Origin of the sequence: Micromonospora sp. CB01531 (assembly GCF_001905095.1) — a bacterium.
In the GTDB taxonomy this organism is placed as follows: domain Bacteria; phylum Actinomycetota; class Actinomycetes; order Mycobacteriales; family Micromonosporaceae; genus Micromonospora.
In genome coordinates, this window is the sequence record NZ_LWLS01000129.1 from 1 (window position 1) to 16,980 (window position 16,980).

Below are 16,980 nucleotides of genomic sequence, written 5' to 3' on the forward strand. Positions count from 1 at the left end.
CCGGATGGCTCACTCCCAGAACTCATTAGGCCCGGGCTCCAAGGCCGCCGGCCTCGCCATGGCGTTCAAGCTCATCGAGGCCGCCCAACAGCGGTGGCGGGCCGTCAACGCACCCCACCTCGTCGCCCTGGTCCGCGCCGGCGCCCGCTTCGAACGCGGCATACTCGTCGAACGACCCGCCACCGAGCCCATCGCGAACCCAGCCGCAGCCGCCTAATCAAGATTTCTCATCCACAAGTCTTGACTATTGCTCGGATAAGCCGAGAGGCTTACGTCCGGATCTGTGGGGGCGGGCGGGTGAGACTCCCGCCCGCTACCCGGCGGCCTCGATCCCGGGCGGGGAGCATCTGCCGTCGAATGTCATCAAGGGCCGGACCCGGCAGGTTGTCACGTTCGGCAAGGCCAATGGTCGGCTGCCGGTGGACGTGTTCGAGCTCGAAGGGGTTCCGTGGATTCCGCGGATGTTGCTGTTGGCCGCGTGTGATCGGCAGCAGGCCATCATCGAGCGCAGCGACACTGACCCGGCGAGGGCGCTGCTGCGGCTGCAGTTGCCCACCCGTCCGGATCCGCAGACGTATCGGGACTGGACGTGGGTCGAGTGCCGGATCACGTTGCCGTCCACGGTTCCCGCCTCGGCGGTGCTGCACCTGCCCACCCTGCGCCTCACCGGCGGGATGGTGCGTGCCGACATGGCATACACACATGCCGTGCCGAAAGCGCGGACTACCGGTCACTCGGTGGCGCTTGGCGTGGACTGGGGCCTCAACACCCTCCTCGGCGCTGGAGCCCTACGACTGGGACAGGATGGGCGGATCACGGTGTTGGGGGCCGGTGGACAGTTCCGCGCCGCCGGCATCCTGGCCAAGCAGCACCGCCTGCGCCGCCAGAGTGAGCGGCTGCATGCCAAGGCCGACCAGTACCAGCGGCTCATCGGCGGCGACTCGCGGCATCACCTTGTCGGCAAGCATGCGGTGATCCGGGACGAGATCCGCCACGTGTCCGCCCGCCGCCAAAACCTCAACGACGCGCTCGCGTGGGCTGCCGCCCGCTGGACGGTCGACCAGGCGATCGCCGCCCGGGCGACGGCGATCTACCTGGAAGACCTGCGGTCGATGGAAGCCAAGGGCATGGGGCGAACCCTGAATACTCGCCTGTCCCAGCAGGTCCGCGGAAAGATCAGCGACCGGATGCGGCACCTCGCCGCTGAGCACGGGATCGCCGTGGTCACCGTCCCCGCCCGGAACACGTCCAAGCACTGCCCTCAATGTTTGACCCCGCTACAGCACCGTAAAGCCCCCGACAAGCCGACCGTGGCGGGATGGAAGTGGGCTATCTGCCCCCACCAGTCCTGCCGGTGCAGGGCGACCGCGACCACGGCGCCTGGCGGCGGATCGCCGCCCGCGGACTCACCCACCAGACCAAAACCGTCACCGACAAGACCACCGGCGCCATGGTGATCCGCACGGTCGTCGACGAGCTCGAAGCCGCAGCCGTCGTCACCCCGAGCTCCCATGCCAGCCGGGGGGACCGGTCGAAGACCGGCCCCACCCGGCACAAGCCACCACGCCCCGCGCCCAGGCGACGCGGGGCACCCTCCCCCACCCGGCCCCACAGCCGAGCGGGCAAGCGTCTGGAGGGACACGCACCAACGGACCGGAAGCTGCCCCGCGCAGCCCACCGACACCAGGGCGTGAACGCGATCAGCACACCCACCGCCGGCCACCGGCCACGAGGAGCCGCACTGGGCGCAGGATTCCATCTCCACGCCCATGCAACTCCACCACGGTGGGAAACGATCCCGGAAACCCCATCCGACTCAGGATCGCTAAGCTAATCAGAGACGCTGCCGCCCTCAACCTCATCCGACTCGATGCCTGGTGGAACGGCGAGATCCTTGACCCCCGCCGAACCACTCACCTCTCACGCCTGGACCTCGCCCTCGCAGTCTGAACATGAATGACCAACAGGGTCGGTGGTGACCCAGGGGCCGGCGCCCTGGTATGCGCGGTCGGCGAGGATCGGGACGCCCTGGCGTTCGCAGATCCGGAGGATGCGGTGGGTGCGGGCCGCGGTCAGGTCGTGGGTGCGGCCCGGCAGCGCGGGCGAGATCCACAGCACCTCTCCGGCGGGGTCGGTGACGAGTTGGACGTTCACGCCGTGCCGGCGGTGCTTGGCCGAGTAGTCGGCTCGGCTGTCGCCGACGCCGGTCGCACTCGGCGAGTGTCCCGTCCAGGAGGACGAACTCCGGATCGTGCTCGCGCAGAGTCTGAACCGCGCCCGTCGGCCTCAGGAACGGGCGGCCCGCTGCCACCGGTCTTGGATAGTCCGATTTGACGCGCAAGACGACCGTTCATATTCTATCGGGTGGGAGAAAGGAAGTCCGGATGCCCAGACCCAGCGTTCGCGAGCAGTTGGTCGAGGCCGCCATGGAGTGCTTCCACGAGCGCGGCTTCAACGGCACGGGGATCCAGGACATCGCCCGCACGGCCGGTATTCCCAAGGGGTCGGTGTACAACCACTTCGAGAACAAGGAAGCACTCGCCAGCGAGGTCATGGACCGCTACGCCGCCGGCCGCAGGTTGGAGATGCTGGGGGATGGGAACCTGGCGCCCGTGTCACGGCTGCGCGCCCATTTCGAATACCTCGCCGCGGATCTGGAGCGCTTCTCCTACGGGCGTGGGTGCATGTTCGGGAACTTCGGGGCGGAACTGTCGAATCAGACCGACATAATGCGCGGCAAGGTCGATGCCCGGCTGAGCGCCTGGACCGACGCCGTCACACAGGTCCTGGAAGAAGCTCGTGCGGCAGGCGCCCTCACAAGCGCCCTCACCCCCGGCCAACTTGGGCAGTTTCTCGTGGACGGGTGGGAAGGCGCGGTACTGCGGGCGAAGGTGACCCGAAACCGGGCCCCCTTGGACTGCTTCTTCGACGTTTTCGACTCGCTCGTCGTCTAGCAATTTCAGCCAAGATTCCAGCCTCGTGCCGCCCGGCACCGTTCATCCTGCCGCCGCCACCGGGGAACATCCCGGTCGGCCGAGTGCCGACGCGTGGGCCTGCCCACCGAGGGCTTCTCGTCGGGGGTGGCGCGTATGTTCACGTGGTGCGGCGCGGGCAATGCAGCGACCGCGAAAAGTTCCCGCACCGGGCATCCCGTCAGCCTCAGCACCTGAAGCGTGGGCATGCCGGCAAGCGAGCTCAGATCGCTCACGTTGGCGCAGTAGGCGACCATCCGGCGCCGCCAGGACCGGCGGCAGCACCTCCAACGACAGGGGGCAAGGAGCGTTACCGCCCCCGGAGGCCACGCACCCGAACCGGGCTCTACACGAAATGGGCGTACGTCGGTCACCGCGTACGACGAAGGTCCAGGAGCGGCGGCGACAGGTCGCCGTCGGCACGCGGACGCTCACCCTTCGAAGCATGCCACCCCCACCCGGCGCGCGCGGGCTTCCGTGCTGCCGGGCCCGGGACGTGAATCCCCGCACACACGCCCCGAGCCGGCGGTGTCCCTCTGCCCGCCACCGTTGCGCGTCCATCCGCGCCGGCCGCGCCGCGAAACCCGGGTCGGGCACGTGCGACCGGCCGGACGACCGATGTGCGGCCCCGTCGTGAACCGGCGGATCGGCGAGGGCGACCGATCCGGTCGTCGCAGCCCGCCGGGTCTCGGCGAGGGGGTTCTCTTGTGTTTGGGCCGAGCCGCCCGTAGGGTTTAAGACGACCGGTCATATTCAACCGGCGAAACTAGGAAGGAACCGCCATGTCCGATCTTCTCGACACCGTCATCGCCGCCCACGGCGGCCTCGACCGTTGGCGCTCTGCCACTCGGATCACGGCCGAGGTACAGGCCGGCGGCGCGCTGTGGGGTCTCAAGGGTCAGCCCGGGGTGCTCGACCGGTACAGCATTACCGCCGACCTGCACCGGCAGTCGGCCACCCTCGCGCCCTTCGCGGAGCCGGGGCTGCGCGCGGCGTATACCCCCGACCGGGTCGCGATCGAGTCCCTCGACGGCCAGGTGACGCAGGAGCGTGTCCAGCCGCGGGAGTCCTTCGCCGGCCACACGCTGGAGACGCCGTGGGACCGTGTGCACGCGGCGTACTTCGCCGGATACGCCATGTGGACCTATCTGACCGAGCCCTTCATCTTCGCCGAGCCGGGCTTCACCGCCACGGAGATCGAGCCGTGGGAGGAGAACGGCGAGACCTGGCGCCGCCTGGAGGTGACCTTCCCCGAGCACATCGCCACTCACAGCCGGGTGCAGACCTATTACATCGACGCCGAGGGCCTCATCCGGCGCCACGACTACCGTCCCGACGTGTTCGGTGCCGCCGACCGCGACTCGGCGCACTACACGTACGAGCACCGGACCTTCGGCGGCCTCGTCTTCCCGACCAAGCGCTCGGTGCACCTCACTGACGAGCACAACCAGAAGGTCGCCGAACCGGTGATCATCTCTATCGACCTCACCGACATCACGGTCTCGTGAAGCGACGGACGACTGCCCGGCAAGGCCCGGACAGGAACAGGGGGACGTCATGAGCGGCTATCGCGCCGTCGAGGCGACCGCTGACGGTGATTTCACCCTCGTCGAGCGAGAGTTCGAGCCGCCAGGGGCAGGACAGGTCCGGATCGCCGTAGAGGCGTGCGGGGTCTGCCACAGCGACGTGGCCGGAATCATGAACATGACCGGCAGTCGGCCGTCCGGCGTACCCGTGGTGCCCGGGCACGAGGTCATCGGCCGGATCGACGCTCTTGGTGACGGTGTTTCCGGGTGGCGCGTCGGGCAGCGGGTCGGTCTGGGCTACCTGGGCGGGCACTGCGGCGCGTGCGCGATGTGCCAGCGCGGCGACTTCGTGTACTGCACCGACCAGCCGGTGCTGGGCGACAGCCAGCAGGGTGGGTACGCGGAGTACCTCACGGCCCGGACGTCGGGGCTCGTCGCGGTGCCGGACGACATGCCGGCGGCCGAGCTGGCGCCGCTGATGTGTGCGGGCCTGACAGTGCATCACGCGCTGGTGAGCTCGGTCGCACGTGCGGGCGATCTCGTCGCCGTCCAGGGCATCGGCGGCCTGGGACACCTCGGCATCCAGTACGCGCGGGCCATGGGGTTCCGGGTGGCGGCGATCGCCCGCGGCCGGGACAAGGAGGAGCTTGCGCTGCAGCTCGGCGCGCATCACTACATCGACTCCACCGCAAGCGACCAGGCACTGCAGGAACTCGGTGGTGCCAGGGTCGTTCTGGCCACCGCCAGCAGTGGCGCCTCGATGTCGCCGCTGATCGGGGGGCTTGCCGTCCGCGGGCAGCTCGTCGTCGTGGGCGTGGCGCAGGATCCGATCGAGGTGAGCACCGTGCCGCTCATCTTCGGTGGCCGCGCGATCGTCGGCTCGCTGACCGGCACGCCTCGCGACAACGAGGACAACGTCGGCTTCGCCCACGCCCACAACATCCGCCCGATGGTCGAGACCGTTCCCTTGGAGCAGGCCGGAGAGGCGTACGCGCGGATGATGTCCGGCGACGCGCGCTTCCGGATGGTGCTCGACGTCGGTCGCTGACACGGCCGAGCGCTGCGGTCCCGGCGGAAACGCTCAACCCGCACAGCACGTGACACCCAACTTCTTGTACGGAGATCGGAACGATGGACATAGCTGAGTACGACAAACTTCTCATCGATGGCGCGTGGCAGACCCCGGCGACCGCGGAGCGAATCGAGGTGACCTCGGCCAACACCGGCCGGCTGATCGGCAGCGTCCCGGCCGCGTCGACGCGGGACATCGACGCGGCCGTGGCAGCGGCCAGGCGCGCGTTCGACGACCCGAGCGGTTGGGCACATTGGGCGCCGGCGGACCGGGCGGCGGCGATGCTGCGACTGGCCGACGCTCTCGCGGCGCGTTCGGACCGCACCGCCGAGCTGGTCTCCGACCAGGTGGGCATGCCGATCAACACCGCGAAGTCGTTCGAGGGCTCCGTGCCCGAGAAGCTCCTGCGGTTCTACGCGTCGATGATCACGCAGACGCCGTCGGACGACCTGCGCGGCGAGACGCTCGTCACCCGCAAGCCCGTCGGCGTGGTCGCCGCGATCACGCCGTGGAACTTCCCTCAGGTCCTGGCGTTCTTCAAGCTCGCGCCCGCACTCGCGGCCGGCTGCACCGTGGTCATGAAGCCTTCGTCGGACGCGGTCCTGGACGCCGGCGTCCTCGCCGACGCCGTCATCGAGGCCGGTCTTCCCCCGGGCGTCCTCAACATCGTTCCCGGCGGCCGCGGGATCGGTTCCTACCTGGTCACCCACCCGGGAGTGGACCAGATCTCATTCACCGGATCCACCCCGGTCGGCCAGGACATCGCCACCAACGCTGGCAAGCTGCTGCGCCGCGTCACCCTCGAACTGGGCGGAAAGTCCGCCGCGGTCATCCTCGATGACGCAGACCTCGAGTCGAACCAGGCGGCCATGTTCGGAGCGAGTCTGCTCAACAACGGACAGACCTGCTTCGCCGGCACCCGCGTCCTCGCGCCGGCCGGCAGGTATGACGAAGTCGTCGACTTTTACACCGCACTCGCACGATCGGCCCGCATCGGCGACTCCATCGACCCCGCGACCCAGATCGGTCCCATGGTCAGCGCCCGACAGCAGGAGCGAGTCGAGTCCTACATCGCCAAGGGCATCAGCGACGGAGCCCGCCTGACGACCGGCGGAAAGCGGCCCCTGGGGCTCGACGGGCTCGAAGGCGGCCATTTCGTCGCACCCACCATCTTCGCCGACGTGGACAACAGCACGACGATCGCCCAGGAAGAGATCTTCGGTCCCGTGCTGGCCATCGTGCGCTACGAGGACGACGCCGACGCCATCCGGCTGGCCAACCAATCCGTATACGGACTTGGCGGCACGGTGTGGAGCATCGACCAGGACCGCGCACTCGGCGTCGCACGGCAGATCGACACCGGAACCATCGGAATCAACGGCTACCAGATCGATGTCAACGCTCCCTACGGCGGCGTCAAGGACAGCGGGATGGGCCGCGAGCTGGGCCCCGAAGCCCTCCTGGAATACACCGTACCGAAGGCCATCTACCTGTCCCCCCGCATGACCGCCGACAACGCGGGATAGGCACCTGCCACGAGACCGGCGCGGCGTGCGCGGGCGCGGTCCTGATCAGCACTCTCCCCCAAGGGGCGGATCGGGGCTGCTCGCGTGCGCCCGCCGTCCGCGGCCGGCCCTGAACACCTCAAGCGCCACGTCCGCCGCCGAACCGCCCGAGCGGATGCTCCGAGTGCCCAAGCAACCAACGCCGCGTCGAGGTCGATCGCGGCTTCCCACCCCTGCGTAAGAGGACGAGGCCCTCCCATGAAGTCACTGGCCAGCAAAACCGCGCCGGTGGACATACATCCGACCGCCCCCTCACCCGGCAAGGCGATCGCCCCCGGTGAGGACGACCCGCGGCGGGGGCGGCGGTCCAAGCGCATCGGACTGCTCTCCGTCTCGCTCGGCACCGCCGGACTCGGCGGCGCGTGGCAGACCGCAGCAGTCGCTGTGTCCGCTCCCCTTGGCATCAGTGACGGGCTCTTCGCGGTCAGCGGGCTGGTATGGCTGGTGCTTCTGGCGGAGTACGTCCGCCACGGCGGAGCGCGCTGGTCGAACCTGCTGAACGATCTGCGTCATCCCGGCCAGGGCTTCGCACTCGCCTACGTCCCCATCGTCGGCATGCTCTTCACCGCGCACTTCTCCCGGTTCTCAATCGACGCCGCACGCTGGGCGTACGCGGTGTTCGCCGTGGTCACCGCGGTGATCGCCGCCAGATTGCTGGCCCACTGGCTCACCGGAACGCTCAGCTCCGCCCCGCTCCACCCGGGCTATCTGCTGCCGGTGTCGTCGGGACCCTTCATCGCGAGCATCGCCGCAACCACGCTGGGGCTTCCCGAGGTCGCGGACGGTGCCTTCGCGGTCGGACTGCTGTACTGGCTCGCCTTCGGCACGGTCATCCTCTCCAGCCTGGTGGCGAGCACGCTGCCAGTGCCGGCCCGGCCGACTCTCGCCGTGTTCGGCATCCCGCCGACCGTGGGCGGTCTGGCCTGGATGGCCGCACACCCCGGCCCGGTCGATGCCATCGGAGACGGGTTCGCCGGCCTGGTCGCCTTCACCATCCTCATCATCGTCTTCCTGCTGCCCCATCTGCGGCAGCAGTCGTTCGGCACCGGTTTCTGGATCTACTCCTTCCCCGTCGCCGCGACCACCAATTTCGTCATCCGCTGGGTACACGGCGCCGATGTGCCCGCCTCACGACCGATCGCCTGGGCGGTACTCGGCGCGGCAAGCCTGGCGTTCGCGGGACTGGCCGTCGCCACGGCGGTTCACGCCTTGCTGCTCGCCTTCCGGGGGTCCGGCCCGGCCGAGGAGCAGGTGGCGGCGATCCTGGGCGCCGAGGTGCACAAGTTCCGGATATCGGGGGTCGAGGCGCCCTGAGCCGGGCGCTCACGCCACGGTGGTGACGTGGTGCCGGCGAGGCTTCGCCCGGCGGGCTGGCACAGGACGCTCACTCGATCGTGGCGTCCGCCGTCGGTGTCGGCCCTACTCTTCGCTTCCTTTGCTCGAAAGGTGGTCGCGAGAGGAACCCCGGCAATTCCGGTGCGTTGACGGCCGGCGGCGGATCAACCCCTGTGCGGGGTGGCGCCACCTGAACGGCGACCACTACCGTCGATCGGATGGACGGGGACGGTGGCGTGCCGGCCGCCCTGGTGGACGCCGCCGAGTTCCTGCCGTACGCCCTGCTGGCCGCGGCTGCTTTCGGCCTCGTGTACCTGCGTGCCGGTACTCGCCCCGCGCCGCCTCTCGCGTTGACCAGGCGGGGCGGCTCGGACCGCGTCCCGGCGACGCCACGTATCTGACCGAAGAGGAGCAGTCCCAAGTGGTCGTGGACGGCGAGTTCTCGAGTGAAGGGTCCCTCAGGCAGTCGATCCCCGCCCGGGTGGGGGAGGCACTGGGCTGTTCGGCCGGTTCGATGCGCCGCCTAGCCGGGTCGATCGTCAACCTGGTTCATGCGATTCGATGTGGAGAGCGGCAGGTCATCGTCAAACTCGGAGCGGCCGACGGAATCAGACGAGAGGCCGCGGTGCTGACGATGCTCCGGCAGACGGCGGTGCCTGTCCCACACGCGGTGCTGGTAGCCGCGGACGCGGTGTTTCCTCATGACATGCTGCTGCTGGACGTGTTGCCCGGGCAGCACGCCGAGCCTGGCAGTGAGGTTCTGGCTGACGCTGGACAGTGCCTGCGACGGTTGCACGACCTGGCACTGCCGGGGTTCGGGTTGGTCTGCCCTGATCGGCTTGCCGGCACGCATGACACCTGGGCCGGTTTCCTGGACGCCGTCGTGGCCAATGCCGCCAAGGTTGTTCCCGCCAGCATCATGTCACCGGGGATGCACGACGAGGTCGGCGTGCAGTTGCGGCGCATGCGCGACCACCTCGCACGGGTGCATCAGGGGGTCCTGCTGCACGGTGACCTGGTGCCCAAGCACGTCTGGAGCGAGGCGGACCAGCTCGCGGGACTGATCGACTGGGGGGACGCGATGGTGGGCGATCCCCTCTTCGACCTGGCCCGGTTCTCAATGGCCGGCCGGGACGATTTCCAACTCCTCCTACGGGGCTACGGCGGGCCGTTTCCGCCGGACGAACGGATCCTGTCCCTCTACCGGCTGGTCTGGTCGCTGATGGCATTGACGGTGGAGTGCGGCGCGGGAGGTGACTGGGTCGCCGACTACGTCTCGACGGTGCGACGCGAACTTGCCTTCTGCGACAGCTCGTGGCTCAAGGGGGCCGCACGTGACCCCAGGGCCGCCAGGATCCGGTGTTCGTGAGTGGTGCCGGCGCGGCGAGCAGTGCGACCACGGCTGTCACGGCCTTCGGTAGTCGTCTTTGCCCCGGGCTCAGCTTGGAAGTGCGGCGGGTGGTGGTTCCGGTGGCAGGCTGGGGGCCAGTCGCCGCAGCGACGAGAATGTCGGCACCAGCGCGTCGTACAGCTCGGAGAAGAGCGGCAGCAGGGTGGCGTAGGTGGCGGCGGCGGCCGGGTCGGGGTGTACGGTTTCTTGGATCTTGACCAGGTTGGCGGCGACGTCGATCGATTCAATGAGGCCGAGTGCCTGCATGCCGAGCAGCGCGGCGCCGAAGCTGGATCCCTGGTGGCCGGCGGGGAAGCGTACCGGCATGCCGAGGGCGTCGGCGAGGATCTGCCGCCACAGCGGGCTGCGGGCGAAGCCGCCGCTGGCGCGGACCTCGCGTACCTCGTTGCCGGCGGCCCGGACCGAGGTGAGGACCAGGGCGAGTTGCTGGCAGACCCCTTCCAGTGCGGCCCGGACGAGGTGTTCGCGCCGGTGGCCGTGGGTGAGCCCGACGTACGCGCCGCGGGGCACCGCGCTCCAGTGCGGTGCGCGTTCGCTGAGCAGGTACGGCAGCATGATCAGCCCGCCGGAGCCGACCGGTGCCTGGGCGGCCAGTTCGAGCAGTTTTTCCTCGGCGTGTTCGCCGAGTTCGGGGGCGAGGGCTTCGCCGGCCCACTGCAGGACGATGCCGCCGTTGTTGATGGCGCCGCCGACCACCCAGCGGTTCTCGGTGAGGGCGTAGCAGAAGACGCCGCCGAGGGGGTCGACGCCGGGGCGTTCGACCATCACCCGCATGGCGCCGCTGGTGCCGATGGAGCAGGCCACCTCGCCGGGGTGGACCGCGCCGAGGCCCAGGTTGGCCAGTGGTCCGTCGCCGGCGCCCACGACGATCGGGGTGTCGGCGGGTAGGCCGGTGGCGGCGGCCGCCTCGGCGGTCAGTCCGGGCAGCACGTGGGTGGTGGGTACGAGTTGGGGGAGTTGCTCCTCGGTGATGCCGGCGATGCCGAGCGCTTCGGCGTCCCAGGCCAGTTGGTGGATGTCCATCAGGCCGGTGGCGGAGGCGAGCGAGTGGTCGGTGACCAGTGTGTCGGCCAGCCACCGCAGCACGAAGTCCTTGATGCCGACCCAGTGGGCGACCTGTTCGAATAGTTTCGGTTCCTGCTGGGCGAACCAGACCAGCTTCGGCAGCGGCGCCATCGGGTGGATCGGTGTGCCGGTGCGTCGGTGGATGGTCAGGCCGGACGGTACGGCGCGCAGCCGTTCGGCTTGGCTGCTGGCTCGGGAGTCGGCCCAGGTGATCGACGGGGTGAGCGGGGTGCCGTCGGGGTCCAGCCCGATCAGGCTGTGCATCGCGCTGCTGAAGGACAGTCCGGCGACCGGTCCGGGCAGTTCGGCGACCACGGCCCGGATTGACTGCGCCACCGCGTCGAAGATCGCTTGTGGGTCCTGCTCGGCGTAGCCGGGGTGCGGCTCGTTGAGGGGGTAGCTGTGGGAGTGGGCGACGAGTTGTCGTCCGCCGGTGTCGTAGGCGACCGCCTTGGTGCTGGTGGTGCCGATGTCCACGGCCACCACGACGGTCGGTTCGCCCACCCGGTCCACCTCCTCGCCGTCACCTCACGGCCCGTTGCGGCTGACGTTACCGACGGTCCGATCCCGTCGTAGGGCGAAGTGGGGCAGCCGAGATCGGGGGGAGCCGACGGTGGAGCTTCGGCCTAATGTGCCGGTCAATCACCCGATCGGCTGGATTTGCAACTTGCGCGTGTCTTGGTGCCCCTCTGTGGCAGTTGACATGAGTGACACCCGGTGGGCTCGCGCGGCGGAGGAGTCGGCGTGGCGATGACTAATTCGACGGGTTCCACGTGGCGGTACCGGTGGGCGCACCGGCAGAACGAACGGCGGCTGCGGCTCTTTCACGCGGCCGACGAGGCGTGGCGACGGCGCGACGAGGAGCTGCGCCGGCTGCGTAGCCTCGCCGCGTCGTTCCACGGCTCCGCCGATGCGGGCACCGGTCTGCCCATGGAGCTGGCCCCCGGTGAGGTGGTCTTCTGGACGCTGCCGGCCGCGCAACTGGTCGAGGTGCGGCACACCGCGGTGCTGCCGGCCCCCGAGCTGACCGTCGAGCCCGACCCGCCCGAGTTGCGCCCCCGCCGCCCCGAGGGGGTCCGGGCCGTCGACGCCGGGCTTGCCGTGCTGACCAACCGGCGGCTGGTGCTGCTCGGTGGGCGCGGCCGGCGCGACTGGGTGTACGGGAGGATGACCGGGTTGTCCCACGACCCGGGCGCGCCGGTGACGCTGATCCAGGTTCTGGACCGGCGGCGCACCTCTGGCCTGATGTTGCCCACCGGCGCGGTGGCCGACTTCCGGTTCAAGCTGACCCTGGCCTTCGCCGACGCGATCGAGCAGCGGGCCGCCGTCGTCGCCCAACTTGACGAACTGATCGGAGAGCATGCTGCGGTCCGGCCGGTCCGGCCCGCCATCGCCACTCCCGGCCAGGCCCGGATCGCCGCGCTGGTCGGCCCGCGTGCCGTCGCGGTCGGTGTGGCCGTCGCCCTGATCGTGCCGGCGATGCTGTTCAGGTCGAACCCGCCGGGACGTGCCGATACGGAGGTGGCCGCCGCGGCTACCTCGGCGGCCACTCCGACACCCACACCCATGCCTCCGGTGATCGCACCCGCGGTGCGGATCGCGCCGACCGCCGCGCCGGAACCCCGCCGCACCCGCACCAAGCCCGCGCCGACACCGTCGCGGGTGCCGATGCCAGCTGAGCGGCGCTGCGGCGCTCCGGTCAACCCTTTCGGGTACGACTTCTGCGGCGGTTCCCGGATCCGCAAGCCGGCCCGGGGTGTCTGCGACTGGTTCGACTGTGTCTCCCGTTTCTGGTCCGGGACGGGCTGGCTGGTGCAGTGCCGCGACGGCACGGTCAGCCTGTCCGGCGGGCAGCGGAACGCGTGCGCCGGCCATCTGGGCTTCCGTCGGACCGTCTGGAGCTGACCGCTCAGCCGAAGTCGGGCACGGTCAGCGAACCGTCCGGGCCGAGTGGGAACCCGGGGTTCCAGGCGATCTCCCACAGGTGACCGTCTGGGTCGGTGAAGTAGCCCGCGTACCCGCCGTAGAACGTCTCCCGGGCCGGGCGGGTGACCGTCGCCCCCGCCTCGGCTGCCTGGTGCAGGATCTCGTCGACCTCCGCGCGGCTGCGGACGTTCTGCGCCAGGCCCAGCCCGCCGAAGCCGTCCGCGCCCCGGTCGGTCAGTCCCGCGTCCTCGGCCAGCTTGTCGCGGCCCCAGAGCACCAATACCAGCGCGCCGGCCTGGAAGAAGACGGTCTCCTGCACCTCCTGGCCGCGCCAGCCGAGCCGTTCGTAGAACGTGCGGGCCTGGGCCAGGTCGGCTACGCCGAGGGTGATGATGTTGACGCGTTGCTCCATTCCCGGACCGTACCGTCGCTGCCGCCTGCGGGGTGGCATCTGGTTCGATGTCGCATCCACCGTTCGGCCATTCGGAACAAGCCGAAAACCGTCGATGTCTGAGCGTGTCCGTCACGGATACGCGCGGTTGTACCGGGTGGACACGGAAGCCCTTCACGATGAGAGGCGATCCGGTGACGGTGAGCGAGGGCGAGGCCCACGGCTGGCGGGCCCGGTGGGTCGGCCGGGAGAACGAGCGGCGACGCACGGCATACGACGCCGCGCTGCAGGCCTGGCGCCGGCGCGACGAGGAGCTGCGCCAGCTCTACTGCGCGGCCGAGGAGCCCGTCCGGCCGGCGGAAACGCCGGCGGGGCTACCCGTGCGCCTCGACGACGACGAGGTCGTGCTGGCGGTGCAGCCCGCGGCGGAAATCGTCGAGGCGACGGCGCGGCACACCCCGGACCTACCTACCGCAGAGCTGACAGTCGTGCCCGTCGAGGACACCCGGCGGTCGCGCCGGCGGTCGAAGGGCGCCAGGGTGGTCGACGCCGGCATGGCGGTGGTGACCGACCGGCGCCTGATCGTCGTGGGCCGCGACGAGCAGCAGGAGTGGCCGTACGCGCGGCTCGCCGGCGTGGCGCACCACCCCGAGGAGCCGTTCACCCTGCTGCACCCGGACGGGCCGGGCCGGATCCGGGGGGTATGGGTGCCCCGGGCCGCCGCGTCCACCTTCCGGCTGCTCCTCACCGTCGCGTACGCCGACGCGACGGGGGCGCGAGCGGCGTTGCTGGACCGGCTCGACGACGCGGTGATGGCGCACTGGCTTGACCAGCCACCGACCCCGTCGCCGGCCACGCCCGCCGATGCCCCGCTGACCGCCCGGCTCGTCCGTCCGGCGCTGGTCGCCGCCGTCGCGGTGGCGCTGGCCATCGCCGCGGTCGTGAGCGTGGTCCACGGGTCCGTGCCGGACCGACCGGTGATCGGGATGGACGTGGACCGGGGCACCGGAGTGGACCCGACCGACCGAGGTCTCCCGCCCTCGTCCACCGGTCTCGGCACGCCGGCCCGCTCGGCCGTTCCCCACACCACCGGCACGACGTCCGGTCAGCTCCCAGGTGCGGCACCCGTCACCGCCGCGACCACCTCCGCGGCCCCGACCCCGACCGCCGACCCATCACCGGCACAACCCTCACCACAGCCCACCGAGACCACCAGCTCCCCGCCCGCGCCGTCCGGCACGCCGAGCCCGACCGAGGTCGACCGCTGCGGCGCGCCGGCCAACCCATACGGCTACAACTACTGCGGCGGCTCCTACATCTACGATCCCGCCCCGGACGTGTGCACCTGGTTCGACTGCGTCGAGAACCTCTGGTCCGGCAAGGGCTACCTGGTGCAGTGCAAGGACGGCCTGATCAGCAGGACCGGCATGCAGCGCGGGCCGTGCTCGGGCCACGACGGCACCCGCCGCCCCGTCTACATCTGACCACTCCGCCCGGACCGGACGGCGGGCTTCCCGAGCGGCAACAGCCCCCCGAAGACCAGCGCGGCACCGACCGGCAGCAGGTCCAGGTTCACCGCGATCGCGACGAAGCCGGCCAGCACCAGCACCGGCCCCGAGGCCGGCAGCAGCCGCAGCACGGCGGCCCGGACCAGCAGCACCAGCAGGCCCAGCTCGAACAGCGCCGGCCCGCCGACCAGCACCACCTCCGGCGTGGCCACCGCGTCGGCGAAACGCGGGAACAGGTCACCGAGGATCACCCACACGAAGCCCGCCGCACCGACCAGGCCGGCCAGCGCGGCCACGTCGTCCACCGTCCGCAGCCGGGACGAGGCGGTACGCAGCCGCCCGTGCAGCCCGACGATCACCGCCCCGAACGCGACGATGCCCAGCAGGAACAGGGTGTGCCCGGTCATCCACGGCCACGCCGACTTGTCGCGGTGCCCGTCCAGGCCGTCGATCAGGCGCAGGATGCCGTAGCCGAGCAGCAGCAGCGACGCGGCCACCGCCACCGGCCGCAACCAGAGGTACGAGGAGACCCGGGAATTGGTCGTCGTCATTGCCCCAGGGTGTCAGCGGCCCGGGGTCGGGGACATCGGGGTCGGACCCGTATCCGCCCCGGACCCGCCCCGGGTCAATCTCCGGGTTAACCGGTCGCGTCCGCGCCTGGCCGGGCAGTACCGTCCGCACGTGTCCCGCACCGTGACCCTCGTGCTCGTCGACCAGGCCGGGCGGCCACTCGGCGCCCTCCCCGCGTACGACGTGCCGGAGCCGTGGTGGCAGCAGGTCGGCGCGATCGTCGACGAGGCCCGCCGCCGCTACGGCATCGACGTGGCCGTGCTGCGGCTGCTCGCCGCCGACCGCCCCGAACCGCCCGGCGGCCACCTCACCTACCTCGGCCAGGTCACCACGCCCCCGGCGGTGCCGCTCGACCCGGTGGCGGTGGATCTGTCGCCGCACCCGCTGCGCGCCCCCTGGGCCGAACCCGGCGGCCCGGCCCGCAGCCTCGCCTGGGCCACCGCCGAACTGCACCGCCTCGGCCGGCCGGTGACCGCTGTTGAACAGCACCGCACCTGGAACCTGTCCGCGATCTGGCGGCTCGACGGCGACCACGGCAGCGCCTGGCTCAAGCAGGTGCCCGCCTTCTTCCGGCACGAGGCCGTCGTGCTGCGCTGGCTCGCCGCCGCCGCGCCCGGCACCGCACCCGCCCTGCTCGCCGCCGACGACACCGGCCGCATCCTGCTCGACCACGCGCCCGGCGAGGACCGCTACGCCGCCGACGACATCGAACGCGCCGCGATCGCCGCCGACCACCATACCGTCCAACTCCGCGCCACCGGCGACGTTGACGCGCTGCTCGCCGCTGGCGTACCCGATCTGCGGGGGCCGGCGCTGGCCGCCTGGATCCGCGACCGGCTCGCCCCGCACGACCTGTGCGTCGCCGCCGACCTGCTCGCCGACCTTGACGACCGGCTCGATGAGGTACGCCGCTGCGGGCTGCCCGACACGCTTGTCCACGGCGACCTGCACCCCGGCAACGTGCGCGGCGACGGCGTGCGGCGGGTGATGATCGACTGGGGCGACGCGTTCGTCGGGCACCCCGCCTTCGACATCCTGCGCCTCACCGAGACCCTCGCCCCGGCCGCCGCCGCGCTGCTGCTCGACGCCTGGGCCGCCCGCTGGCGGGCCGACGTGCCCGGCAGTGACCCGCACCGTGCCGTCGACCTGCTCCGCCCGGTCGCCCCGCTGCGGATGGCCGCCGTGTACGCGATGTTCCTCGCCGGCATCGAACCGAGCGAACACCCGTACCACGCGGGTGACGTGCCGGCCTGCCTGAAACGAGCCGCCGCCGAGGACGTTCAGAACTGACGGCGCGGGCCGAGGTCAGGCCCGCCGCGTCGGTCGCCGAACCGTCCAGCGGACACCGGCACCTGCGGAATCTCCGCCCTGCGGCTCAATCCTGCGAGCCCGGGGAGGTCCTCGTGGACCACCAACGCGGCGCGTCACTGCGTTGGAAGGAGCCTGTCCGTCCACCGCGGACAAAAAAGGGCAAGGAGCAACTCCCTGCCACTCTCAACATATATCGCACTGGGGGTCTTGCGGCAAGACCCGGGTCGTGCCGCAGAATCTCCCGTCGAAGCCAGAACCTGCGGAAATCAGGGATTCGCGAAGGACGCGTGCTTTTGTCGACCTGTCGGTCTCGCGGGTCGTCGAAACG

Annotated in this window: 14 protein-coding genes and 2 pseudogenes; 12 read left to right on the forward strand and 4 right to left on the reverse strand. The window is 70.7% G+C overall.

Features of this window, described 5'->3' with window-relative positions; all coding sequences use genetic code 11:
- Positions 1 to 217: pseudogene (locus A6A27_RS39205) on the forward strand (hypothetical protein); the annotation flags it as partial.
- 202 nt (positions 218 to 419) lie between these two features.
- Entirely contained in the window at positions 420 to 1,457 is a 1,038-nt protein-coding gene (locus tag A6A27_RS39210) for a zinc ribbon domain-containing protein (protein ID WP_198940650.1), read from the forward strand.
- A 514-nt stretch (positions 1,458 to 1,971) separates the two neighbouring features.
- Here A6A27_RS39210 and A6A27_RS39215 read toward each other — a convergent pair.
- Positions 1,972 to 2,272, reverse strand: a pseudogene (locus A6A27_RS39215) (transposase family protein); the annotation flags it as partial.
- A gap of 112 nt (positions 2,273 to 2,384) precedes the next feature.
- Between A6A27_RS39215 and A6A27_RS39220 the strand changes: the two are divergent.
- The 7 genes from A6A27_RS39220 to A6A27_RS44695 all read left to right on the forward strand — a co-directional run bounded on the left by A6A27_RS39220 (position 2,385) and on the right by A6A27_RS44695 (position 9,839).
- Positions 2,385 to 2,954, forward strand: a complete 570-nt coding sequence (locus tag A6A27_RS39220) for a TetR/AcrR family transcriptional regulator (protein ID WP_073839730.1) — start codon at positions 2,385 to 2,387, stop codon at positions 2,952 to 2,954.
- An 800-nt stretch (positions 2,955 to 3,754) separates the two neighbouring features.
- Entirely contained in the window at positions 3,755 to 4,480 is a 726-nt protein-coding gene (locus A6A27_RS39225; RefSeq protein ID WP_073839731.1) for a hypothetical protein, read from the forward strand.
- A 49-nt stretch (positions 4,481 to 4,529) separates the two neighbouring features.
- Positions 4,530 to 5,546 (forward strand): alcohol dehydrogenase catalytic domain-containing protein, encoded by a 1,017-nt coding sequence (locus A6A27_RS39230; RefSeq protein ID WP_073839732.1) that lies wholly within the window; start codon positions 4,530 to 4,532, stop codon positions 5,544 to 5,546.
- Between the two features lie 83 nt (positions 5,547 to 5,629).
- Positions 5,630 to 7,096 (forward strand): aldehyde dehydrogenase, encoded by a 1,467-nt coding sequence (locus A6A27_RS39235; protein ID WP_073839733.1) that lies wholly within the window; start codon positions 5,630 to 5,632, stop codon positions 7,094 to 7,096.
- 237 nt (positions 7,097 to 7,333) lie between these two features.
- Complete coding sequence (locus A6A27_RS46620) at positions 7,334 to 8,449, forward strand: hypothetical protein (RefSeq protein ID WP_073839734.1); 1,116 nt, start codon at positions 7,334 to 7,336, stop codon at positions 8,447 to 8,449.
- A gap of 239 nt (positions 8,450 to 8,688) precedes the next feature.
- Complete coding sequence (locus A6A27_RS44690) at positions 8,689 to 8,871, forward strand: hypothetical protein (RefSeq protein ID WP_073839735.1); 183 nt, start codon at positions 8,689 to 8,691, stop codon at positions 8,869 to 8,871.
- A 20-nt stretch (positions 8,872 to 8,891) separates the two neighbouring features.
- Positions 8,892 to 9,839, forward strand: a complete 948-nt coding sequence (locus tag A6A27_RS44695; RefSeq protein WP_073839736.1) for a phosphotransferase family protein — start codon at positions 8,892 to 8,894, stop codon at positions 9,837 to 9,839.
- Between the two features lie 69 nt (positions 9,840 to 9,908).
- Here the strand turns inward: A6A27_RS44695 and A6A27_RS39255 are convergent, their stop codons facing one another.
- Complete coding sequence (locus tag A6A27_RS39255; RefSeq protein WP_073839752.1) at positions 9,909 to 11,450, reverse strand: gluconokinase; 1,542 nt, start codon at positions 11,448 to 11,450, stop codon at positions 9,909 to 9,911.
- Between the two features lie 240 nt (positions 11,451 to 11,690).
- Between A6A27_RS39255 and A6A27_RS39260 the strand changes: the two genes are divergently transcribed.
- A complete protein-coding gene (locus A6A27_RS39260) occupies positions 11,691 to 12,851 on the forward strand; it encodes a hypothetical protein (protein WP_143194416.1) in 1,161 nt (386 codons plus the stop codon).
- Positions 12,852 to 12,855: 4 nt separating this feature from the next.
- On the opposite strand, the gene A6A27_RS39265 is transcribed toward A6A27_RS39260, so the two are convergent.
- The gene (locus tag A6A27_RS39265; protein WP_073839737.1) at positions 12,856 to 13,284 is read right to left on the reverse strand and encodes a VOC family protein; all 429 of its coding nucleotides are present in this window, start codon (positions 13,282 to 13,284) and stop codon (positions 12,856 to 12,858) included.
- A gap of 173 nt (positions 13,285 to 13,457) precedes the next feature.
- Here A6A27_RS39265 and A6A27_RS39270 point away from each other — a divergent pair, with 173 nt between their 5' ends.
- Positions 13,458 to 14,747: a hypothetical protein gene (locus A6A27_RS39270; protein ID WP_083673223.1), complete on the forward strand. Its 1,290-nt coding sequence runs from the start codon at positions 13,458 to 13,460 to the stop codon at positions 14,745 to 14,747.
- Here the strand turns inward: A6A27_RS39270 and A6A27_RS39275 are convergent.
- Positions 14,738 to 15,322: a hypothetical protein gene (locus tag A6A27_RS39275; protein ID WP_073839739.1), complete on the reverse strand. Its 585-nt coding sequence runs from the start codon at positions 15,320 to 15,322 to the stop codon at positions 14,738 to 14,740. The two genes, A6A27_RS39270 and A6A27_RS39275, sit on opposite strands and share 10 nt — an antisense overlap.
- A gap of 130 nt (positions 15,323 to 15,452) precedes the next feature.
- Between A6A27_RS39275 and A6A27_RS39280 the strand changes: the two genes are divergently transcribed.
- Positions 15,453 to 16,631 (forward strand): phosphotransferase, encoded by a 1,179-nt coding sequence (locus A6A27_RS39280; RefSeq protein ID WP_073839740.1) that lies wholly within the window; start codon positions 15,453 to 15,455, stop codon positions 16,629 to 16,631.
- Positions 16,632 to 16,980 lie beyond the last annotated feature (349 nt).